At 71.3% G+C, this 19,800-nt stretch carries 18 protein-coding genes and 1 pseudogene; 9 read left to right on the top strand and 10 right to left on the bottom strand.

What is annotated here, in order from left to right; genetic code table 11:
• Nucleotides 1-90 precede the first annotated feature (90 nt).
• The 3 genes from AQJ84_RS32840 to AQJ84_RS32830 all read right to left on the bottom strand — a co-directional run bounded on the left by AQJ84_RS32840 (nucleotide 91) and on the right by AQJ84_RS32830 (nucleotide 3,527).
• Nucleotides 91-1,854, bottom strand: coding sequence for an IucA/IucC family protein (locus AQJ84_RS32840; protein ID WP_030042812.1), 1,764 nt, complete (start codon nucleotides 1,852-1,854; stop codon nucleotides 91-93).
• Nucleotides 1,851-3,023: an ATP-grasp domain-containing protein gene (locus AQJ84_RS32835; protein ID WP_030042811.1), complete on the bottom strand. Its 1,173-nt coding sequence runs from the start codon at nucleotides 3,021-3,023 to the stop codon at nucleotides 1,851-1,853. The genes AQJ84_RS32840 and AQJ84_RS32835 overlap by 4 nt, the downstream gene beginning before the upstream one ends.
• 84 nt (nucleotides 3,024-3,107) lie before the next feature.
• On the bottom strand, nucleotides 3,108-3,527 hold the full coding sequence (locus AQJ84_RS32830; protein WP_259294279.1) for an iron chelate uptake ABC transporter family permease subunit: 420 nt from the start codon (nucleotides 3,525-3,527) through the stop codon (nucleotides 3,108-3,110).
• 291 nt (nucleotides 3,528-3,818) lie between these two features.
• On the opposite strand from AQJ84_RS32830, the gene AQJ84_RS32825 reads away from it, so the two are divergent.
• Nucleotides 3,819-4,664: a (2Fe-2S)-binding protein gene (locus AQJ84_RS32825; protein WP_030042809.1), complete on the top strand. Its 846-nt coding sequence runs from the start codon at nucleotides 3,819-3,821 to the stop codon at nucleotides 4,662-4,664.
• 40 nt (nucleotides 4,665-4,704) lie between these two features.
• Here the strand turns inward: AQJ84_RS32825 and AQJ84_RS32820 are convergent, their stop codons facing one another.
• Complete coding sequence (locus tag AQJ84_RS32820) at nucleotides 4,705-6,459, bottom strand: ABC transporter ATP-binding protein (RefSeq protein ID WP_053190402.1); 1,755 nt, start codon at nucleotides 6,457-6,459, stop codon at nucleotides 4,705-4,707.
• Nucleotides 6,460-6,622: 163 nt separating this feature from the next.
• Between AQJ84_RS32820 and AQJ84_RS32815 the strand changes: the two genes are divergently transcribed.
• From AQJ84_RS32815 to AQJ84_RS32805, 3 genes are all read left to right on the top strand, one after another.
• Nucleotides 6,623-7,711: an S-(hydroxymethyl)mycothiol dehydrogenase gene (locus AQJ84_RS32815; RefSeq protein WP_030042805.1), complete on the top strand. Its 1,089-nt coding sequence runs from the start codon at nucleotides 6,623-6,625 to the stop codon at nucleotides 7,709-7,711.
• Nucleotides 7,711-8,340 (top strand): MBL fold metallo-hydrolase, encoded by a 630-nt coding sequence (locus tag AQJ84_RS32810; RefSeq protein ID WP_030042804.1) that lies wholly within the window; start codon nucleotides 7,711-7,713, stop codon nucleotides 8,338-8,340. The genes AQJ84_RS32815 and AQJ84_RS32810 overlap by 1 nt, the downstream gene beginning before the upstream one ends.
• Before the next feature lie 170 nt (nucleotides 8,341-8,510).
• Nucleotides 8,511-9,425 (top strand): SDR family oxidoreductase, encoded by a 915-nt coding sequence (locus tag AQJ84_RS32805; protein ID WP_030042803.1) that lies wholly within the window; start codon nucleotides 8,511-8,513, stop codon nucleotides 9,423-9,425.
• Here the strand turns inward: AQJ84_RS32805 and AQJ84_RS32800 are convergent.
• Nucleotides 9,416-9,967 (bottom strand): hypothetical protein, encoded by a 552-nt coding sequence (locus tag AQJ84_RS32800; protein WP_030042802.1) that lies wholly within the window; start codon nucleotides 9,965-9,967, stop codon nucleotides 9,416-9,418. The two genes, AQJ84_RS32805 and AQJ84_RS32800, sit on opposite strands and share 10 nt — an antisense overlap.
• A 49-nt stretch (nucleotides 9,968-10,016) precedes the next feature.
• On the opposite strand from AQJ84_RS32800, the pseudogene AQJ84_RS32795 reads away from it, so the two are divergent.
• Nucleotides 10,017-10,202 (top strand): annotated as a pseudogene (locus tag AQJ84_RS32795) (SDR family NAD(P)-dependent oxidoreductase); the annotation flags it as partial.
• Nucleotides 10,203-10,286: 84 nt separating this feature from the next.
• Here AQJ84_RS32795 and AQJ84_RS32790 read toward each other — a convergent pair.
• Complete coding sequence (locus AQJ84_RS32790) at nucleotides 10,287-11,699, bottom strand: pyridoxal phosphate-dependent decarboxylase family protein (protein ID WP_030042800.1); 1,413 nt, start codon at nucleotides 11,697-11,699, stop codon at nucleotides 10,287-10,289.
• Between the two features lie 62 nt (nucleotides 11,700-11,761).
• Here AQJ84_RS32790 and AQJ84_RS44480 point away from each other — a divergent pair, with 62 nt between their 5' ends.
• From AQJ84_RS44480 to AQJ84_RS32780, 3 genes are all read left to right on the top strand, one after another.
• Nucleotides 11,762-12,613 (top strand): aminotransferase class I/II-fold pyridoxal phosphate-dependent enzyme, encoded by an 852-nt coding sequence (locus tag AQJ84_RS44480; protein WP_225889211.1) that lies wholly within the window; start codon nucleotides 11,762-11,764, stop codon nucleotides 12,611-12,613.
• On the top strand, nucleotides 12,579-13,148 hold the full coding sequence (locus tag AQJ84_RS44475) for an aminotransferase class I/II-fold pyridoxal phosphate-dependent enzyme (protein WP_225889209.1): 570 nt from the start codon (nucleotides 12,579-12,581) through the stop codon (nucleotides 13,146-13,148). Before AQJ84_RS44480 ends, AQJ84_RS44475 begins: the two co-directional genes overlap by 35 nt.
• 76 nt (nucleotides 13,149-13,224) lie before the next feature.
• Nucleotides 13,225-13,920 carry a L,D-transpeptidase family protein gene (locus AQJ84_RS32780; protein ID WP_030042799.1) on the top strand — a complete coding sequence of 232 codons (696 nt, stop codon included), beginning with the start codon at nucleotides 13,225-13,227 and terminating at the stop codon, nucleotides 13,918-13,920.
• Nucleotides 13,921-13,946: 26 nt separating this feature from the next.
• Here the strand turns inward: AQJ84_RS32780 and AQJ84_RS32775 are convergent, their stop codons facing one another.
• The 4 genes from AQJ84_RS32775 to AQJ84_RS32760 are packed head-to-tail and all read right to left on the bottom strand — an operon-like array spanning nucleotide 13,947 to nucleotide 18,433.
• Nucleotides 13,947-15,146 carry a Gfo/Idh/MocA family protein gene (locus tag AQJ84_RS32775; RefSeq protein ID WP_030042798.1) on the bottom strand — a complete coding sequence of 400 codons (1,200 nt, stop codon included), beginning with the start codon at nucleotides 15,144-15,146 and terminating at the stop codon, nucleotides 13,947-13,949.
• A gap of 14 nt (nucleotides 15,147-15,160) precedes the next feature.
• The gene (locus AQJ84_RS32770; protein WP_030042797.1) at nucleotides 15,161-16,516 is read right to left on the bottom strand and encodes an ABC transporter substrate-binding protein; all 1,356 of its coding nucleotides are present in this window, start codon (nucleotides 16,514-16,516) and stop codon (nucleotides 15,161-15,163) included.
• A 9-nt stretch (nucleotides 16,517-16,525) separates the two neighbouring features.
• Entirely contained in the window at nucleotides 16,526-17,452 is a 927-nt protein-coding gene (locus AQJ84_RS32765) for a carbohydrate ABC transporter permease (protein WP_030042796.1), read from the bottom strand.
• A gap of 15 nt (nucleotides 17,453-17,467) precedes the next feature.
• Nucleotides 17,468-18,433, bottom strand: a complete 966-nt coding sequence (locus AQJ84_RS32760; protein WP_030042795.1) for a carbohydrate ABC transporter permease — start codon at nucleotides 18,431-18,433, stop codon at nucleotides 17,468-17,470.
• A 167-nt stretch (nucleotides 18,434-18,600) separates the two neighbouring features.
• Here AQJ84_RS32760 and AQJ84_RS32755 point away from each other — a divergent pair, with 167 nt between their 5' ends.
• Nucleotides 18,601-19,761: an ROK family transcriptional regulator gene (locus AQJ84_RS32755; RefSeq protein WP_053190401.1), complete on the top strand. Its 1,161-nt coding sequence runs from the start codon at nucleotides 18,601-18,603 to the stop codon at nucleotides 19,759-19,761.
• Nucleotides 19,762-19,800: the final 39 nt, after the last annotated feature.

The following is a 19,800-nucleotide window of genomic DNA, read 5'->3' as shown; positions in this document are numbered from 1 at the left end:
AACCGGCGGATGTCACGACGTAGCAGCCCGCCACCGCGTGCACCCGGCCCCGCCCGAACGAGGAGCGCGGGATCCGCGCGGCGTCGGCACTCATGCCGAACACCCTCTGGGCAGCAGGTAGTTGGGGCCCGTGGTGTAGTGCTTGTTGATGTCGGCCGCGCCCGACCTCTGCTTCGACAGCAGCGTCCCGGCCGAGACCATCGCCTTGACCGGCAGCTCCGGCGCGTCCAGGACCCGGGCGCGCAGCACGTCACCGGCCTCCCCGCCGAGCCGGCCGACAGCCTCCGCCAGCCGGTCCCGCACCAGCCCCAGCAGTACGGGCAGCGGGGCGCGCCCCTGCCGGGCGAGCCCGAACGCGTAGGCACCCGCGCACAGATGGACGGTCACGGTGGCGAACAGGTCGGCGACCGGAGTGTCGTCCGGCGCGAAGGTACGCGGGTCGTCGAACCCCCAGGGCCCGGGGAGGACGGCGTCCAGCCGCGCGCTGTTGACGCGGGGACCGTCGTTGTCCTTGAACAGCAGCCGCAAGCTGCCCGGTCGCAGTACCAGTGAGATGTTCTGCTGGTGCGACTCCAGGGCGATGCCGTACCCGAACAGCGTGGTCTGCCAGTCGAACAGCAGGGTCAGACAGGCGTCGAGGAGGGCGAGCGGATCCCCGGCGTGGAAGCGGTCGGCCAGGTGGTCGATGACGGGTCGCCCGTCGGGGGCCGCGGCGAGGAGGGCCGCCATCGGGACGATCACCGAGTCGTCAAGCCCGGCCGGGTGACGGCGGCACAGGACAGCGAGCAGTTCGTGCCCGGCGTGTGCGTACGTAGTCTCGTCGGCGTGCAGGACCGAGTCTCGGAAGCGTGGCTCGCGGGCGACGACCGCCTCCAGCAGGCGCTGCCCGGCCGCGCCGTCCACGAGTGTCCCGGGCTTGATGCACCGTTTGTTGCGCAGGCCTAACGTGGAGGTCGCCAGCGGGAGTTTGAGGTGCAGGGACGGGTCCGCGGTGGTGGCCACGGTACGCATCGACAGCGTCGGCACGACGTCGAGATGTGCCGTGTCGGCGAGTAGGGCGCCGCCGGCGAGATTGGTGGACCGAAGCGCCTCGTCGAGCGGGGCGCCGACGGTCAACGGGTGGACGGGCAGCGCCACATGTGTGCGCTCCACCTCCGGCAGGCCGAGCGTCGCCGGCGTGGGCCACAGCGGTGGGAGCGTGCCCGTCAGGGACACCGCGTCGCGCGGGAGGGCGATCCACCGCAGCGCGAACTGTGGGTGGAACTCCGGCGCGTAGGAGCGCAGTTGGTCCTCGGTCAGTCCTGAGCGTCCACGCGCGGTGGGATACACGGGGTGGTCGAGGCGCGCGGCCAGCGCGTCGTACGCCGTCCCGGCACGCAGGCCTTTCCAGCGGGCCGGGTCCTCGCCGTGCCGGGCGGTCAACAGCCCGGCCACATCCTGCCGGGTCGCCGCGTGCAGCCGCATCGTCGCCAGCGTCTGCCGGCACTCCTCGGTGAACGCGTCGAAGCCGTCCCGGTCCTCGGGGTCGGCGAGCGCACGCAACGCGTCCAGGACGTTGTCGTACGAGGTCAGCTCACGGCCGTCCGACTCCCGCACGAGCAGCGGCGACCGCGCGGCGTACGCGCACTGATAGCCGTCCTCGCCCACCGGCAGCAGCAGAGCGTCGCCCTCCGGTGCCGTCAGCCGCAGCCAGTCACCGTCCGGCCTGTGCACGAGGGTGCTCCGGGTACGCAGCCCGACGACGTCCTCGCGCACCAGGGCACTCAGCACGCGGGTGAGGAGTTCCGCCTCGCAGGGGTCCGGGGCGGAGCCCGCCGGTGTCGCTCCGGCGGGGTCGGTGCTCGACGTCGTCACGGCTGGATCTCCCAGCGCCGGGTCGCCAGGAACTCGGCGCACACGCGGTCCACCGTCGGCTGGTCGGTGCCGGTGGCCCGCAGGACGCCCAGGTAGTCCCGGTTGGTGCGGTACAGCTCGTGCCGGTCACCCACCGACCGCAGTGGACGGTACGTCAGACGCACTCCGTCGACCTCGAGGTCGGCGGCGTCGGGGGCGTCGACGAGGGTTCCGGCGCGGTCCGCGCACGGGTACTCCACGCGCGCGGCCCCGTCGCGGCGCGTGCCCAGGCCGGCCGGGAGCGGCTCGCCGAGGTGGGTGCGCAGGATGTGCTCGAAGAGCGGCATCTCCAGCAGCCGGGCCAGCAGCAGATCGCACTGGTCGCCGATGGCGCGGTAGTTGACCTCGATGATCCGCGCCCGCCCCGCGTGCACCACGAACTCGGTGTGACAGGCGCCGAACGCGACGCCCAGCGCGTCCAGTTGCGCCAGGACCTGGGCGAGGACCGGCTCGGGATGCGCCGAAACGAAGGTGAGGCTCTCCTCGACGAAGTACGGCGGCGGCGACAGCTCGGTGTGGAAGCCGCCCAGGACGTGGCGGACGCGGCCGTCGCCCAGCGTCTCCAGTGTGTACAGCTCGCCGGGGAGGTACTCCTCGACGACCAGGACGGCACCCGGTCGCCGGCCCAGGATCTCCTTGGAGCACGTCACCAACTGCTCCGCGTTCTCGACGAGGACGACGTCCTCGCTGGCCACGCCCTCGCGCGGCTTGACCACACAGGGGTACGGCGCGTCGAGAGCGGCGGGTTCGGTGAGCTCGGCCGACCACACGGAGTCGGCCCCGGTGACGGCGAGCCGACGGCGCATCTCGGCCTTGTCCTTGGTGCGTAGCGTGGCCCGCCAGTCCTTGCCGGGGAGCTCGAAGTAGGCGGCGGCCAGTGCGGCCTGGGTCTGGAGGTGGTCGCTGTTGGTGAAGACGCCGTCGGGCCGGTGGTACGTGGAGATCAGGGTGATCACGGCCCGGAAGTCACGGACGTCGCACTCCAGGACCTCGACGTCCGGGTACGTGGCACGGTGTGCGTCGGGCTGGTCGGTGAGGACGGTGACGTCCAGTCCCAGCCGGCCGGCTGCGGGCAGGAAGCCCTCGGTGACGGAGTCGGTCGGATTGAGGGCGAGCAGGTACAGGTGCATGACGTGCGGACAACTTCCGGCGGAGGAGGGTGGGGTGGTGGGGCGGGCGCGCTCGTGGTGGCGGCCCGCCCCGGATCGCGGGACTTACTTCACCGGCCGCCGCACGCCGGTCGCCCTGGCCGAATCACCGCCCGTCGCAAGGGCGTTGAGGGCGGGGGAGACGGCGGGCGCGACCGCCGGGCCCGGCGGCAGGGCCGGCAGCACCGGCCTCAGGGTGTCCAGGAGTCGGCCCGGCAGTGAACCGGCGAGCCGGAGCCGTGCCTCGCCGAGGGTGCTCCGGCTCATCAGCGTCACCGCCGACGTCCAGGCCAGGAGGGCGAGTTGGAACACCGTCCCGCCCAGGGCGAGCCGTACCGGATCGGTGTCCCCGGCCCGGCGTGCCGGCGCCCGCGCGCAGAGCGCAGGGGGATTGCGGGTGCCTGCCTGTGCAACGGCCCCGGCCACGCCGAGCGCCGCGCCGACCGCGAGACCGATGACCGTACGCGGCGGCCGCGGCCCGGTCACCACGAGAGCCTCCCGTCCGGGGGCATCGCCGAGCAGCGCGTCGGCCACCGTGGACGGGGCACGGAACGCGCGCCTTGGGATGTGCCGTAGGGGACGGAAGGGCACACCTGTGGCAGGCGCGCCCCTTTGAGTCGCAGTCACGAGCCGTGAGCTTAGGTTAGCCTTCCTTTAGATCTCAAATGCCCGTGTCGACCCCTTGACGTGGGAACCCCTTGATCGCGTCACGCTCTGCTCAATATAAGGTAAGCCTTACCTATTCAGTTTTCCTCAACTCTCTGTGCAGGAGCGCCGATGTCCGTGGCCGTGAAGACTCCGCCGGACGCCGCCGTGGAACGTGCCCTGGGTGACCTCTACCGGCGGCTGGCCGACGTCTGCGAGGCCCTGACCGTCCGCGTCGCGGAGCCCGGCGAGGATGCGGCCCGAGCGGGCGTGACGGCGGCTGAGCTGATGACGGACCAGGATGCGCTGGCCGCCTTCGTCGAGGCGGAGTCGGCCCGTATCGAGGATCGCTACGGTGTACGCGCCCGCCCGGACGTCGCCGCCTCGCGCGCCCTGCACGACTACGCGTGGACCGTGGGAGTGCTCACCGGTGGAGCCTGGTACCTCGAACGCCGGGTGCCACGGATCCGGCCCGAGGACCTGCGCCTCGATCTCGCCTCCGGTGTCTACACGATCACCCCCGGAAGCGACGTCGCCTGCCTGGCCGACGACAGCCTGGCGGTACTGCCCGGCGTCATGGCACTCCCTCAGCAGGAGCACCTGCGCGCCGCGTTGAGGATGGCGCTCGCCGATCACATGCGGCCGCTGCTGGCGGCGATCGGTCCGACCGTGCGACGCGGGGCGCGCACCCTCTGGGGCATGGTGTCCGACGATCTCGTCTCCGGCATCTGGTATCTCGGCCGGATGCTCGGCCAGGAGGGCGACGCGCTGCGGGCGGCCACCGAGGTGCTGCCGGCCCCCGTTCCGCCGTACCCCACCGGTGCCGACTTCCGCCACCTGGTGGGTGACGACGGCCGACGGCACGCCACCCGTACCCGCGCCGGCTGCTGCATGTTCTACGCGATCCGGCCGGCCGAGGCCTGCGTGACCTGCCCGCGCACCCGCGACCCGGAACGGCTGCGGCGGCTGGAGAGCTGACCGGCTCGCCCGCGCGGGGCGAGCCGGCCGTCGCCCGGGCTCACCCGGACGTCGCCAGGAACTGTGTGGCGGCCAGCTCCGCGTACAGCGGATCGGCGGCGACCAGTTCACGATGGGTACCCACCGCACGCACCCGGCCCTGGTCCATCACGACGATCCGGTCGGCCATCGTGACCGTCGACAGCCGGTGGGCGACCACGAGCACCGTGGTCGTCCGGGCGACGTCGGCGACGGTGTCGCGCAGGGCCGCCTCGTTCACCGCGTCCAGCTGAGAGGTGGCCTCGTCCAGAAGCAGCAGCCGCGGGCGGCGCAGCAGCGCGCGGGCGATGGCGACCCGCTGGCGCTCACCGCCCGACAGCCGGGTGCCGCGGTGCCCGACCAGCGTGTCGAGACCGTCCGGCAGCCGCGCCACCAGGCCGTCGAGCCTGGTCGTCTTCACCACCCGGGCTACGGCGTCCTCGTCCGCCTCCGGGTTGCCCAGCACCAGGTTGTCCCGCAGCGAACCCGACAGGACGGGCGCGTCCTGCTCCACGTACCCGATGGCGGCACGCAGCCGGGGCAGATCCCAGTCGGCCAGGTCCCGCCCGTCGAGCGTCACCGACCCGGACTCGGGGTCGTAGAACCGCTCGACGAGCGAGAACACGGTGGTCTTGCCCGCCCCCGACGGCCCGACGAACGCCGTCATGCCCTGGGCGGGCACGGAGAACGTCACCCCGTGATGGACGTACGGCAGGTCCTCGGCGTACCGGAAACGCACGTCCGTGAAGGCCACGGACGCCGGCTGCGCGCCCGCGGACGGCAGTGGCGCGGGGGCCGCCGCCGGTTCGGCCGGCAGCCGCATCGCCTCCTGGATGCGGGTGAGGGCCGCGGCGCCCGTCTGGTACTGCGTGACGGCGCCGACGACCTGCTGGATCGGCGACATCAGGTAGAACACGAACAGCAGGAACGCCACCAGCGTGCCCACGTCGATCGCTCCGGTCGCCACCCGCGCCCCGCCTGCCGCGAGCACCGTGATGAACGCGATCTGCATGGCCAGCCCCGCCGTGTTGCCCGCCGCGGCCGACCACTTGGCGGCCCGCACGCTCTGCCGCCACGACTCCTCGGCCGCCGCGTGCAGGGTCCGCTCCTCCCGGGGCTCGGCGCCGGATGCCTTCACCGTGCGCAGCGCGCCGAGTATCCGCTCCAGCGAGGCGCCCATCACCCCGACCGCGTCCTGCGCCTGCCGGCTGGCGCGGTTGATGTGCGGCACGATCACGCCGAGGACCGTGCCGGCGCCCAGGATCACCGCCAGCGTGACGCCGAGCAGCACCGGGTCCACCAGGCCCATCATGACCACCGTGGCGATCAGCGTGAGCCCGCCGGTGCCCAGGCCCACCAGCGAGTCGGTGGTGACCTCCCGCAGCAGGGTGGTGTCCGAGGTGATCCTGGCCATCAGGTCGCCCGGCTCGCTGCGGTCCACGGCCGTGATCCGCAGCCGCAGCAGATACGACGACAGGGTGCGCCGGGCGCCGAGCACGACCGACTCCGCCGTGCGCCGCAGTACGTACGAACCCAGCGCCCCCACCGCCGCGTTGGTGATCACAAGCGCCGACATGAGGACCAGCCAACCCGTGATGGCCCGGTCGTGCGACAGGTCGTCGATCAGCTCCCGGGCCACCAGCGGCAGCATCAGCCCGGTTCCGCCCGTGACCAGCGAGAGCACGGCGCCCGCCAGCAGCGCCCAGCGGTGCGGCCGTACGTATCCGAGGATCAGCCGCCACGCGGGCGGGCCGGTCTCGGTCTCTGCGATGCTCACGACGCTCCTTCGGGCCTGTGCCGGGCGGAGCGTTCAGGCTACGTCGGCGGCCTCCCGGGGTGCCTCCCGGTTTGCGTCGCCCAGTGATGCCGTCTCGTTACTGATCAGTCAGACGTAGGGTCGGGGCAGGGACAGACGCGAGCCGAGGGAAGGGGCCGACACCATGGCGCAGGAAGTACGCGGCGTGATCGCACCGGGCAAGGACGAGCCGGTGCGACTGGAGACGATCGTCGTACCGGACCCCGGTCCCGGTGAGGCCGTGGTGCAGGTGCAGGCCTGCGGGGTCTGCCACACCGACCTGCACTACAAGCAGGGCGGCATCAGCGACGACTTCCCCTTCCTGCTCGGGCACGAGGCCGCGGGCATCGTCGAGTCGGTCGGCGCGGGAGTGACGGACGTCGCCCCCGGCGACTTCGTGATCCTCAACTGGCGTGCGGTGTGCGGGCGTTGCCGGGCCTGTCTGCGTGGGCGGCCGTGGTACTGCTTCGACACCCACAACGCCGAACAGAAGATGACCCTCGCCTCCACCGGCCAGGAGCTGTCCCCGGCCCTGGGCATCGGAGCGTTCGCCGAGAAGACCCTGGTGGCGGCCGGACAGTGCACCAAGGTGGACCCGTCGGTCTCGGCGCAGGTGGCGGGCCTGCTGGGCTGCGGAGTGATGGCCGGCATCGGAGCCGCGATCAACACCGGACAGGTCGGCCGCGGCGACACGGTCGCCGTCATCGGCTGCGGCGGCGTCGGGGACGCGGCGGTCGCCGGAGCGAACCTGGCGGGCGCGGCGAAGATCATCGCGGTCGACATCGACGACCGTAAACTGGAGACCGCCCGCTCCATGGGCGCCACCCACACCGTCAACTCCCGGGAGACCGATCCCGTCGAGGCGATCCGGGAGCTGACGGGCGGCTTCGGCGCGGACGTCGTCATCGAGGCGGTCGGCCGCCCGGAGACCTACAAGCAGGCGTTCTACGCCCGGGACCTGGCCGGCACGGTGGTGCTGGTGGGTGTGCCCACCCCGGAGATGAAGCTCGAACTGCCGCTCCTCGACGTCTTCGGCCGCGGCGGCGCCCTGAAGTCCTCCTGGTACGGCGACTGCCTGCCCAGCCGCGACTTCCCCATGCTGATCGACCTGCATCTGCAAGGCCGCCTGGACCTGGGCGCGTTCGTGACCGAGACGATCGAACTGACCGACGTGGAGAAGGCCTTCGAGCGGATGCACCACGGCGACGTCCTGCGCTCGGTGGTGGTGCTGTGATGTCCACGCGCATCGAACGTCTCGTCACCTCAGGCCAGTTCACGCTCGACGGCGGCACCTGGGACGTGGACAACAACGTGTGGATCGTCGGCGACGACCACGAGGTGATCGTCATCGACGCCGCCCACGACGCCGACGCCATCGTCGAAGCCGTCGGTGACCGTCGGCTGACCGCCATCGTGTGCACGCACGCCCACAACGACCACATCGACGCGGCACCCGCCCTCGCCGAGCGCACCGGAGCCACCATCTGGCTGCACCACGACGACCTGCCGCTGTGGAAGCAGACCCACCCCGACCGGGAGCCCGACGCCTGGCTGCAGGACGGCCAGGTCATCGAGGCCGCGGGCGCCGACCTGACCGTCCTGCACACACCGGGCCACGCGCCCGGCGCGGTCTGCCTCTACGACCCGGGCCTCGCCACCGTCTTCACCGGCGACACCCTCTTCCAGGGCGGCCCCGGCGCCACCGGCCGCTCCTACTCCCACTTCCCGACGATCATCGACTCGATCCGCGACCGCCTCCTGGCGCTCCCGCCCGAGACCAAGGTCCTCACCGGCCACGGCGACCCGACGACCGTCGGCGCCGAGGCTCCCCACCTGGAGGAGTGGATCGCCCGCGGGCACTGACGGGTCATCGCGGGCCGGCCGGGTGAACCCGCGCTGAAAGACGACAGAAGATGTCCGGCTTACCCGGCACCCTCGTAGCGAGAACCGATCGCACGCGCGGCGAACTCGCCCAGCGCATTCGTTCACCGAACTCGCGCAGCGAACTCGCGCAGGGAAACGGGAGGCCGGACATGCCGGAACAGCTGAAGGGCAAGGTCGCACTGGTCGCCGGGGCGACCCGGGGGGCCGGGCGGGGCATCGCCGTGGAACTGGGGGCGGCCGGGGCCACGGTGTACGTCACCGGCCGCAGCACACGGGCCGGCCGCTCGGAGTACGACCGGCCCGAGACCATCGAGGACACCGCCGACCTCGTCACCGAAGCGGGCGGCCACGGCATCGCCGTACCCACCGACCACCTCGACCCGGAACAGGTCCGCTCACTCGTCGACCGCGTCGAGGACGAGCAGGGCCGCCTCGACGTCCTCGTCAACGACGTCTGGGGCGGCGAGAAGCTCTTCGCCTGGGACACCCCCCTCTGGGAGCACGACCTCGACAACGGCCTCAGGCTGCTGCGGCTGGCCGTCGAGACGCACGCGATCACCAGCCACCACGCCCTGCCGCTGCTCCTGCGCACCCCCGGCGGGCTGGTCGTCGAGATGACCGACGGAACCGCGGAGTACAACCGCGAGAACTACCGCGTCAGCTTCTTCTACGACCTCGCCAAGGCGTCCGTCCTGCGCATGGCCTACGCCCTCGCCCACGAACTCGAACCGCGCGGCGCCACGGCTGTCGCCCTCACCCCCGGCTGGCTGCGGTCCGAGATGATGCTCGACAACTTCGGGGTGCGCGAGGACAACTGGCGCGACGCCCTCACCCGCGTCCCCCACTTCGCGATCTCCGAGACACCCCGGTACGTGGGCCGGGCCGTGGCCGCGCTCGCCGCCGACCCCGACGTCGCCCGCTGGAACGGCGAGTCCCTCTCCAGCGGAGGACTCGCCCGGGTCTACGGCTTCACCGACCTCGACGGCAGCCGCCCGGACGCCTGGCGCTACCTCGTCGAGGTCCAGGACCCGGACAAGCCGGCGGACACCACGGGCTACCGCTGAGCCGGACCATCCTCCCGCGCGGGCGGCAGCGGCCAGCGCGCCGCGTGACCCGGCGGCAGCGCCAGATCGTCCCGGACGGCCGCGTAGTAGCCCTCGCGACCTGTGCGCTGCCGTTGCAGGAGGGCCTGCCAGCCTTGCGGGTCACGCGTCTCCTCGCGCAGGAACCGTTCCATCTCCATCACACTGACCACCCACGTCCGGGCCCGCTCGACCACCTCGGGGCTGCCCAGCAGGATCAGCGCCTCCCCGGAGGGGTCCCGGGCCAAAGTCGCCTCCACCATCAGCGGCGCGGCTTCCTGCGGAGACAACGGGTGGGGGTGCGGGTCGTTGCCGAAATGGGCGGCGACCCGGTACGTCAGGGTCACCGACATCTTCAACGTCCGTGCGTACTCGGCGTACACGGAGAGCTTGCGGTCCTCCCAACGGGCCGTCTGCTCACGGTGGAACCGCGCCCGGTCGCTGCGCACGACCGCGAGGTACGAGCCGAGCGCGCCGACCACGACGCCCAGCAGGGCGGGGAGTTGCTGCAAGAACGCGGACATGGCGGCACGGTACCTGCCCGGATGATCGCCGCGGCACTACCTTCGGCGCATGACGCACTCACAGCGCTTCGAGGGATACGGAGTTCTCGTCACCGGTGCCGCCCGCGGTATCGGGGCGGCCACCGCGCGCCGGTTCGCCGAGGAAGGCGCCCGGGTCCTGGTCACCGACGTGGACCCGCGGGCGGCGGAGCGGACCGCCGCCAATCTCCGCGGGCAGGGGCTCACGGCCGAGGCGTTCACCTGGGTTCCGCGTCACGATCGGCCGGCGTGAGGATTCTTGAGGGAGTGCCACCGAGGGGCCCGAGAGGGCGCCCCGCCCTCAGCCGACGGGGGAGCGCTCGAGCTGTCCCGAGGCCGTGACGAGCGCCGCCAGTACCCGCTCCACGTCCTCCTCCGCCGTACGCCAGTTGCTGAACGCCGCCCGAAGCCCCGGCACCCCGGCGTACACGGTCGGCGTCAGGAAGGTCTCGCCGGACGCGGCCACCGCCCGGGCCAGCGCGTCCACGCGCTCCTGCGTCGGCTCGTCGGCGAGGGTGAGGCAGACGACGTTGAGCCGGACCGGCGCCAGCAGCCGCAGCCCCTCGACGCCGGCGACGCCCACACCCAGGGCCCGGGCGAGGGCGGCATTGCGCTCGACGATCTCGCGGTGCCCGTCACTCCCGTACGCCATGAGGGAGAACCACGCCGGCAGGGCCCGCAGCCGCCGGGAGTTCTCCGGCGTCAGATGGACGAAGTCCGGTTCGCCGGTGGGCAGGCCGAGGTAGGGCGACGCGTTGTGGAACACCGCCACCTGCAGGTCGCGCCGGCGGGTGAACTGGACGGCCGCGTCATAGGGAACGTTGAGCCACTTGTGCAGGTCGACACAGACCGAGTCGGCCGCGTCCAGCCCGTCGACGAGATGCGCGTGGGCCGGGGAGAGCGCGGCGAAGGCTCCGAACGCGGCGTCCACGTGCAGCCAGAATTCGTGCCGCTCCTTGAGGGCGGCGATCGCCCGCAGGTCGTCGAAGTCGACGGTGTTCACGGTGCCGGCGTTCGCCACCACGATCGCCGGCCGTCCGCGGAGCCCGGTCAGCGCCGCGTCGAGCGCGTCGACGTCGACGGCCTCGCGATTGCCGGCCAGGACGGGCACCTGGCGCAGTCGGTCGCGGCCGAGACCCAGCACGGACAGAGCCTTGCCGATGCTGGAGTGCGGGCTGCCGGACAGTACGTCGACCGGGCCCAGCGCGGCCACGCCGTCCCGTGAGACGGACACGCCCAGCCGCTCACCCAGCCACTCCCGGGCAACGGCCAGCCCCACCGTGTTCGACGCGGTCGCCCCGGTCACGAAGGCCCCGCTGTGTGCCTCGCCCAGTCCGAACAGCTCGCGCAGCCACGCCACCGTCTCCCGCTCCAGGGCTGTCGCCCAGGAACCGGCCGACCCGGACCCGTTCTGGTCGTAGGCGCTCGTCAGCCAGTCCCCGGCGACCGACGCTGGTGTCGCCCCGCCGGTCACGAAGCCCAGGTAGCGGGGCCCCGCCGAGCCGGAGAAGCCCGGGGCCCATCGTTCGGCGAACCGCTCCAGCGCGCCCTCCGCACCGGCGCCCCCGGCCGGAAGGCCCGTCCGGCCGGGAGCCGTGTCGAGGTGGACCACCGGCCGCTCGGACAGACCGGCCAGTTCCCGGGCGGCGAGGTCGCGGGCGGACTGCAGGAGTGCGGGAAGCCGGTCGAGATCGTCGGCGAGCGTGGGGTGCATGTCCGGCAGCGTAGGCGGACCGGAGGGCGCGACGCCTGGTCCACTTGAGGGAAACTGGACCAATGACTCAGGGTTTCGTCGCCGCCCTCGGCACCTGGCGCGACCGGCGGGGACCGCTGGCCCGCGCCCTGTCGGCGGCCGTGCGGGAGGCGGTCGTCGACGGTCGCCTGCCCGCCGGGACCAGACTGCCGTCCGAGCGGGAACTCGCCCGCGTGCTCGGCCTCAGCCGCGGCACGGTCGTCACCGCCCTCACCCTGCTCCGCCACGACGGCTGGCTGCACACCCGGCACGGCAGCGGCAGCGTCGTCCGGCTGCCCGCCCGCCTCACCGAACGCACCACCCCGTGGTCCCTCGACCGCGGTGGAGCGGCCGACGCCGACCTCGACCTCACCCTCGCCGTCACGGCCGCTCCGCACGACGCCTACCGTGCCGCCCTCGGCCGGGCCGTCGACCGCAGCGCCGCCCTCCTCGTCGACTCCGGAGTCGCCACGGCGGGCCTGCCCCACCTGCGCGAACTCCTCGCGGACCGCTACACCCGCGCCGGCCTCGCCACCCGGCCGGAACAGATCCTCGTCACCTCCGGCGCCCAGGCCGCACTCACCCTGCTCCTCGACCACCTCCACACCGACCGCAGGGCCCCGATCGTGGTGGAAAGCCCCACATACCCGGGCGCACTGGCGGTTCTGCGGCGCCGCCGCGCCCGGCTGATTCCCGTGCCCGTCACGGCGGCGGACGGCTGGGACACCGGGCGTCTGGCCGTCGGCGGATCCCGACTGGCCTATCTCGTGCCGGACTTCCACAACCCCACCGGGGCCCATGGGCGAGCCGGCCCGCGCCGCCGTCGCCCGGCTTCCGCTGACCGTGATCGCCGACGAGACCATGCGCGACCTGGACCTGCGGATCCGGCCCGGTGACGAACCCCATCTGGCCGGGCCGCGCGTCATCCAGATCGGCTCGGCGAGCAAGACCCTGTGGAGCGGTCTGCGCGTCGGCTGGATCAGGGCGAGGGAGGACCTCGTACGGGAACTGCGGCGCAACCCCCTGCAGGCCCAGCTGTCGCCACCACCCCTGGAACAGGTCATCGCGGCCGACCTGCTCGGCGACGGCCTCGACGCCGTGCTCAAGGACCGCCGCGCCCGACTGCGCGTCCAGCGCGACCACCTCGCGGCCCTGCTCACCGGGACCGGCTGGACGTACACGGTCCCGGACGGCGGCCTGTCCCTGTGGCTTCGCCTCGGCGCGACCGGCACGGCTCAGGACCTGGCCGCGCGGGCGGCCCGGCGTGGGCTGGCCCTGACGCCCGGCCCGCTGTTCGCGCCCGACCGCACCACCCTCACCCACCACCTGCGCCTGCCCTACACCGCGACCCCGGAGGTCCTGACCCGCGCGGTGGCCCTCCTCCGGCAGTGTCCGACCGACGCCGAAGTTCACCGTTCGGTCACAGCCTGACCGGGGATACAACCGCCACCCCCGCACACCGGTCTATCAGTCGACGAACCGGAACACGCGCAGGGAGAGGCTGGCCATGGGGGACACACGCCGACGGGGAGCCGTCGTACTGGGGATCACCGGACTGGTGGCACCGCTCGCACTCGCGCTGGGCGCCACGCCCGCGCAGGCCGCGAGCTGCACCACGCAGACCGGCCCCCACCAGAAGCAGGTGGAGAAGTTCCTCGGCCGGCCGGTCGACGGCAAGCAGTCCGCCGCCGACTGCAAGGCGATCCAGGCATTCCAGAACAAGCACGGCATCACGCCCAACGCCGGCTACGCGGGTCCCGTCACCTGGGGGGTGATGGACCTGATGAACAAGCAGAAGGCCGTGGGGAGCAACCCCAACAAGGACGGCAAGTGTCCGGTGAACAAGGGCCGCATCGCCTGTGTGAACCTGACGCTCCAGCTCAGCTGGATCCAGGACGGCAAGAAGCTCGTCTACGGTCCCGTCCCGGTCCGTACCGGGCGCAACGGCTACGAGACCCGCACCGGTCTGAAGAAGATCTACTGGCGCAACATCGACCACGTCTCGTCCATCTACGACGTGCCGATGCCCTACAGCCAGTTCTTCGACGGCGGCCAGGCCTTCCACTCGGTGGGCGTCAGCATGTGGAACCCGCCCGGCTCGCACGGCTGCGTGAACATGACGAAGACCGACGCGAAGAAGTACTGGTCGATGCTGAAGAAGGGCGACGACGTCTTCGTGTACGGCCGCAAGCCGGGCACCTGATCCAGGCACCCGGCCGCGCCACCGCGCTAGCGCGGGGCGTCCCCGAAGTCCGGGATCGCCAGCCGCGCCCCACCCTGCCGCGCCGACTCGTGCGCGACGATGCCCGGCAGGGTGTAACGGGCGGCCACCCACGCGTTCACGGAGGGCAGCGTCCGTGTGTTGACGGCGGTCACGAAGTCGTCCACCAGGAAATGGTGGCTGCCCTCGTGTCCGTTGTGCAGGTGGTCGAACTCCCGGGGCAGCCGCGCCCGGTCGTGCACCGGCGCCGACCCCGACGTGAAGGCGGCCCGCAGATCGGGTGCGATGTGCTGAAGTGACGGGTCGTCGGCGGACATGGTCGGCTTGGGCTCGAGGAGCTCACTGATGTCCTCCACCCCGTTCTTGTCCTGCCACAGGGCGACCGTGGCGAGCTGCTCCATGCTCCCCTCCGTCCCGAAGAACCGGAAACGCGACTCCCGGATGTGCGAGGGATAGCCGACCCGCCGGAACTCGTTCGTACGGAACGACCCGCCACCCGCCACCTCGAACAACGCGGTCGCGTTGGAGACGTCGTTGCCGAACTGGCTGACGTCCTTGTCGAACACCCCGTCGCCGCGGTCGTCGAGCACCCCGAGCGCCGACACGCTCACGGCGTGCGTCTGCCAGGCGCCGAGCACCCCGCCGATCGAGTGCGTCGGGTAGAGCAGCGGGGGATAGCTGGCGGTCGCCTTCCACTGTTCGCCACCGCTGTACTGGTACGCCTCGTAGAACCCGAGGTCCATGTCGTGGACGTAGTCGCCCTCGGCGTAGAAGAGCCGGCCGAACGCACCCTGCGCGATCTGGTTGCGGGCGTGCACGGTCGCCGGGTTGTACTGGCTGGTCTCACCCATCATGTACGTCAGCCCGGTCGCCTTGACGGCGTCGATGATCGCCGCGATCTCCTCGGCGGTGATGGCCATGGGGACCGCGGAGTACACGTGCTTGCCGGCGTTCAGGCCCTGGACTACCAGGGGGCCGTGGGTCCAGCGCTGGGTGAAGATCGCGACCGCGTCGACCTCCTTCGACTCCAGCATGGCGTCGTACGACGGGAAGGTGCCCGCCAGCCCTTCGGCGGCGGCGAGCTGCTCGGCCCGCTCGGGCAGGAGGTCGGTGACGTAGACGTCGCTGACGCCGGGGTGCGCCAGGAACAACTTGGCGAACTGGCCCGAGAACTGTCCGGCGCCGACGATACCGAGGGAGAACGTCATGGATGGCGTGCCCTTCACTGGTCGAGAATGAGATTGATCTGGCTGTTGGTCTGGTCGAGGCTGCTCACGGGCTTGCCGTTGCCGAAGACGTCCTGCATGGCCGGGTGCATCAACGCGTACACGTCGGCCGCGTAGTTGGTGATCGGGTAGGAGAAGGTCGCGAAGTCCTTCTTGTCGTCGACCGGCTCGGTGAACGCCGAGACGTCGATGCCCTTCCTCCGGTACGCCGCCACCGCGGCCTTGGTGCCGTCGGGCGTGGCCGGGAAGACGATGCCGTAACCGCCCACCGTCTTCTGGCACTCGTTCGACGCCAGGTACCGGACCCACTTCTTCGCGCCCGCCTTGTTGTGGGCGTTCTTCGTGATGGAGTCGGCGAGACCGTTCATCATCGTGGCGCGCTTGCCGGTCGGGCCGACGGGGGTGACGGCGGTGGCGATGTCCAGGCCCTTGAAGCCCTCGTACGACGAGATCATCCAGGCTCCGTCGAAGGCGGCGGCCGCCTTGCCCGCCGCGACCTGGGTGTTGGCCTGGTTGGACTGGGAGTTGTAGTCGGTGAAGGGGGCCATGTAGCCCTTCTTCGCCAGCCCGAAGTACCACTTGATGACCGACTGGAAGGTCTTGCTGTCGTACCGGTACTCGGTGCCCCACCGCTTCTTGTCGGTGTAGGTCCAGCCCGCGGAGGCGGCGAAGTTGCTCCACTGCGTCTGGCCGTCGCCGTCACCGCCGCCGTTGGTGGCCAGGCCGTACACCTTGACGTCGTGCTTGTCGAAGCCGGGTTCGTCGCCCCGCCTGCCCTTGTTGTCGACGGTCAGATGGGCGATGGCCTTCTCGAAGGTGCCGCCGTCCTCGGGGTTCCAGGCGAGACCGTTCAACTGGTCGGCGGTGAGGCCCGCGTCCTTCGCCATCTTCTGGTTGTAGAACAGGGCGACGGTGTCCCAGTCCTTCGGGGAGCCGTAGCGGTGGCCGTCCTGGCCCATCCAGTTGGCGGCGAGCCCCGGCTGGTAGTCGGCGTCCTTGACGCCGAGGTCGTCGAGCGGCTCCAGGACGTCGAGGTCGGCGAACTGGCCGAAGCGCTGGATGTGGTCGGTGAACACGTCCGGCTGGGTGCCGGCGATGAAGCTCGCGGTGAGCTTGGCCCAGTAGTCGTCCCAGCCCATCTGGGTGATCTTCACCTTCAGGCCGGGGTTCTGCCGCTCGAAGTCCTTGGCGCAGGCCTGGTAGGCGGGCTGCTGGCTGGCGTCCCACAGCCAGTACGTCACCGTGTTCGCCGACGCCCCGGTGCCGTCGCCCTGGGCGCATCCGCTGACCAGCGAGAGTGCCAGTGCCCCGGTCACGGCCGTACGTATCCGTGTGTGCAGGCGTATCCGCATCTGCGCCCCCTACTTGATTCCGGTGAAGCTGATGGAGCTGACGATGCGGCGGGCGAAGAACCCGAACAGCACCAGCATCGGCAGGGCGGCGATGAGCGTCGCCGCCATCAGGCCCGACCAGTCGGTGCCCGTCTGCGGGGTCTGCGCCCGGAAGACGGCCAGCGCCACGGTCAGCACGCGCGAACTGTCGCTGTAGGACACCATCAGCGGCCAGAAGTAGTCGTTCCAGGCGGTGATGTAGGTGAGCACGGCCAGGGTCAGGACCGGCGTGGACGCCATGGGCAGCAGCACCCGGAAGAAGATCCGCACCTTCCCGGCGCCGTCGAGCAGAGCGGCCTCCTCGACCTCTTTCGGAATGTTCATGAAGAACTGGCGCAGGAAGAACACCGCGAACGGCGTCATGAACATCGTCGGCAGGGAGATCCCGAGCAGCGTGTCCACCAGGCCGAGTTCCTTGATGAGCACGAAGTTCGGCAGCAGCGTGAAGATGGTCGGCACCATCAGCCCCGCCAGGAACAGGGCGAACACCTTGTCCCGGCCGCGCCAGCGCAGCCGGGCGAAGGCGTAGGCGGCCATGGCGGAGAAGAAGATCTGGCAGACGGTGACCAGGGTCGAGACGATCACCGAGTTGAGCAGATAGCGCCAGAACTTCAGCCCACCGCCCGCACCGCCCTGGGCGATGGCCTCCTTGGTGGACTGCAGACCGAGCGCCCGCTCGAACCCGCCGGTGGTCAGATCGACCGGCAGGGGGTCGCCCGGACTGGCGGCGAGCCCGGCGTTCGAGGACAGCGCGGTGCGCAGGATCCAGTAGAACGGCAGCAGGGTGACGAGCACGATCGCGGTCATCACCGCCCAGGCCGCGATCCGGCCGGGGGAGAGCCGGCGCCTGAGGGGCCGTATGTGTGTGTCGGTCGTCGTGGTGGTCACGGCAGCCATGGCGACTCCCTCCGCTCAGCCGAGGTCGGTGTGGCCGGCCCGGGTGAGCCGGTACTGCAGGACGGTGATCGCGCTGAGCACGACGAGCAGTGCCACCGACATGGCGGAGGCGTAACCGAACTGGAAGCGGGCGAAGGCGGCGCCGTAGATGTAGTACTGGAGCACGTTGGTGGCGTTCGCGGGTCCGCCGCCGGTCGTCACGGCGACCGTGTCGAACACCTGGAACGAGCCGATCACCGTCATGATCAGCACGACGGCCAGGACCGGCCGCAGCAGCGGCATGGTGATCCGCCAGAACATCCGCCACTCGCCCGCGCCGTCCACCTTCGCGGCCTCGTACATGTCGTTGGGGATGGCCTGGAGGCCCGCGAACAGCAGCAGCGCCGTGTAGCCGACGTGCCGCCACACGTTGATCAGGGCGATCGTCGGGATCGCCCAGGTCTCGTCCGCCAGGAACGGGATCCGGTCCGCGCCGACGGCCGCGATGATCTCGTTGCCGATGCCGAGCTGGGTGTCGAGGATCCAGAGCCAGACGATGCCGGCGACCACGTTCGACATCAGGTACGGCGTGAGCACCACCCCGCGCAGCACGGCCGACTGCGTCAGCCGCTGGAGCAGCACGGCGATCGCGAGGGCCGAGACCGTCTGGACGCCGATGTTGATCGCCACGTACACGACGGTGATGGTCAGCGAGTCCCAGAAGATCGGGTCGTGGACCATCCGCACGTAGTTGTCGAGGCCCACCCACTCCGCCGGCGTGAGCAGGTTGAAGCGCGTGAAGCTCAGATAGATGCCCCGCAGGGTCGGCCAGAGCAGGAAGACCACGTAGCCCAGCAGTGCCGGCGCGATGAACACCGCGGCCAGACGCCCGTCCCCCCGGCTCTCGCCGGCCCCCTCCCTGCCCGTCCTCGATTTCGTCCGTGCCCCCTCCGCGCCGCTCAGCGGCAGGCGCGACGGAGGGCTGCTGGAGGCGATGGTCATCGGGAGACTCCCTCGTCTGCGGTGGCTCGTCCTCGCCCACTTACTTTTGTCGCGGAAGAATCCATGCGTCAAGGGGCGGGCAGACATCTTTCCCGGGCCGTGTGGAGGTCGTATAGTGGTCATGTTGGTTTTATGACGAAAGAAATCCTTGTGGGAGTCTGACCTACATGACCGCAGGTGCCGCCAGCTGGCTTCCCCTCAGTTCCGGCGAACGCTCGGTGGCGATCGAGGTGCTCGTCCACGGCCCGCTGTCGCGTACCGACCTCGCCAGGCGCCTCGACCTCTCGGCGGGCAGCCTCACCCGGCTCACCAAGCCGCTGATCGAGTCCGGCCTGCTCGTCGAGGTCCCCGAGGCGGGCGCCTCGGCGGAGGTCCGCCAGGGGCGCCCCTCGCAACCCCTCGACGTCGTCGCCGAATCCCGCTCCTTCCTCGGCTTCAAGATCACCGAGGACATGGTCTACAGCGTCGTCACCACCCTGCGCAGCGACATCGTCGCCCGCCATGACCGGCCGCTCACCACCCACGACCCCGCCGAAGTCGCCGACCTGCTGGCCGAGATGACCGACACGCTCCTGCGTGACCACCCCAGGATCGCGGGCGTCGGCATCGGGGTCGGCGGTCTGGTCCGGGACCGTGCCGTGGTGGGGGAGTCGCCGTTCCTACACTGGCGGGAGGTCCCGCTGGCCGCGCTCGTCGAGCGGCGCACCGGGCTGCCGGTGGTCGTCGAGAACGACGTGGCCGCCCTCGTCGAGGCCGAGACCTGGTTCGGCGCGGGCCGCGGCCTGGACCGGTTCGTGGTCCTCACCATCGGCGCCGGCATCGGCTACGGCCTCGTCCTGGGCGGCAAGCGCGTGCCGTACGCCGAGGAGGACCGCGGCTTCGGCCGCCACTGGATCGTGCGCCCCGACGGCCCGCTCACCCCCGACGGCGCGCGCGGCAGCGCCGTCTCCCTGCTGACCATCCCCAGCATCCGCTACCAGATCCACGCCGCCACCGGCCGTGAGCACGGTTACGAGGAGATCCTCGCCCTCGCCGCCGCCAAGGACGCCATGCCCGCCCGCGTCATCGACGAGGCCGCACGCGCCCTGGGCACCCTCGTCGCCCAGATCGCCAACTTCGCCATGCCCCAGAAGATCCTCCTGGCGGGCGAGGGCGTCGGCCTGATGGACGTGGCCGGCAAGACCGTCGAGGAGACCATCCGTGGCCACCGGCACCCGCTGGCCGCCCCGGTCGACCTGGAGACCAAGGTGTCCGACTTTCACGACTGGGCCCGCGGCGCCGCCGTGTTGGCGATCCAGGTTCTGGTGCTCGGGGCCGTGGAAGCGTGAATTCCGCGCCGGGAGCGAGCAGATGGACGTGATCAGCAA

The organism is Streptomyces resistomycificus (genome assembly GCF_001514265.1).
GTDB lineage: Bacteria > Actinomycetota > Actinomycetes > Streptomycetales > Streptomycetaceae > Streptomyces > Streptomyces resistomycificus.
This window is presented reverse-complemented; position numbering and strand designations above follow the sequence as displayed.

Excerpts from the sequence above, each read along its gene's own strand:
- AQJ84_RS32835 (WP_030042811.1), bottom strand. The coding sequence starts at position 3,023 with ATGCACCTGTACCTGCTCGCCCTCAATCCGACCGACTCCGTCACCGAG.
- AQJ84_RS32825 (WP_030042809.1), top strand. The coding sequence starts at position 3,819 with ATGTCCGTGGCCGTGAAGACTCCGCCGGACGCCGCCGTGGAACGTGCC.
- AQJ84_RS32815 (WP_030042805.1), top strand. The coding sequence starts at position 6,623 with ATGGCGCAGGAAGTACGCGGCGTGATCGCACCGGGCAAGGACGAGCCG.
- AQJ84_RS32810 (WP_030042804.1), top strand. The coding sequence starts at position 7,711 with ATGTCCACGCGCATCGAACGTCTCGTCACCTCAGGCCAGTTCACGCTC.
- AQJ84_RS32805 (WP_030042803.1), top strand. The coding sequence starts at position 8,511 with ATGCCGGAACAGCTGAAGGGCAAGGTCGCACTGGTCGCCGGGGCGACC.
- AQJ84_RS32800 (WP_030042802.1), bottom strand. The coding sequence starts at position 9,967 with ATGTCCGCGTTCTTGCAGCAACTCCCCGCCCTGCTGGGCGTCGTGGTC.
- AQJ84_RS32790 (WP_030042800.1), bottom strand. The coding sequence starts at position 11,699 with ATGCACCCCACGCTCGCCGACGATCTCGACCGGCTTCCCGCACTCCTG.
- AQJ84_RS44480 (WP_225889211.1), top strand. The coding sequence starts at position 11,762 with ATGACTCAGGGTTTCGTCGCCGCCCTCGGCACCTGGCGCGACCGGCGG.
- AQJ84_RS44475 (WP_225889209.1), top strand. The coding sequence starts at position 12,579 with ATGCGCGACCTGGACCTGCGGATCCGGCCCGGTGACGAACCCCATCTG.
- AQJ84_RS32780 (WP_030042799.1), top strand. The coding sequence starts at position 13,225 with ATGGGGGACACACGCCGACGGGGAGCCGTCGTACTGGGGATCACCGGA.
- AQJ84_RS32775 (WP_030042798.1), bottom strand. The coding sequence starts at position 15,146 with ATGACGTTCTCCCTCGGTATCGTCGGCGCCGGACAGTTCTCGGGCCAG.
- AQJ84_RS32770 (WP_030042797.1), bottom strand. The coding sequence starts at position 16,516 with ATGCGGATACGCCTGCACACACGGATACGTACGGCCGTGACCGGGGCA.
- AQJ84_RS32765 (WP_030042796.1), bottom strand. The coding sequence starts at position 17,452 with ATGGCTGCCGTGACCACCACGACGACCGACACACACATACGGCCCCTC.
- AQJ84_RS32760 (WP_030042795.1), bottom strand. The coding sequence starts at position 18,433 with ATGACCATCGCCTCCAGCAGCCCTCCGTCGCGCCTGCCGCTGAGCGGC.
- AQJ84_RS32755 (WP_053190401.1), top strand. The coding sequence starts at position 18,601 with ATGACCGCAGGTGCCGCCAGCTGGCTTCCCCTCAGTTCCGGCGAACGC.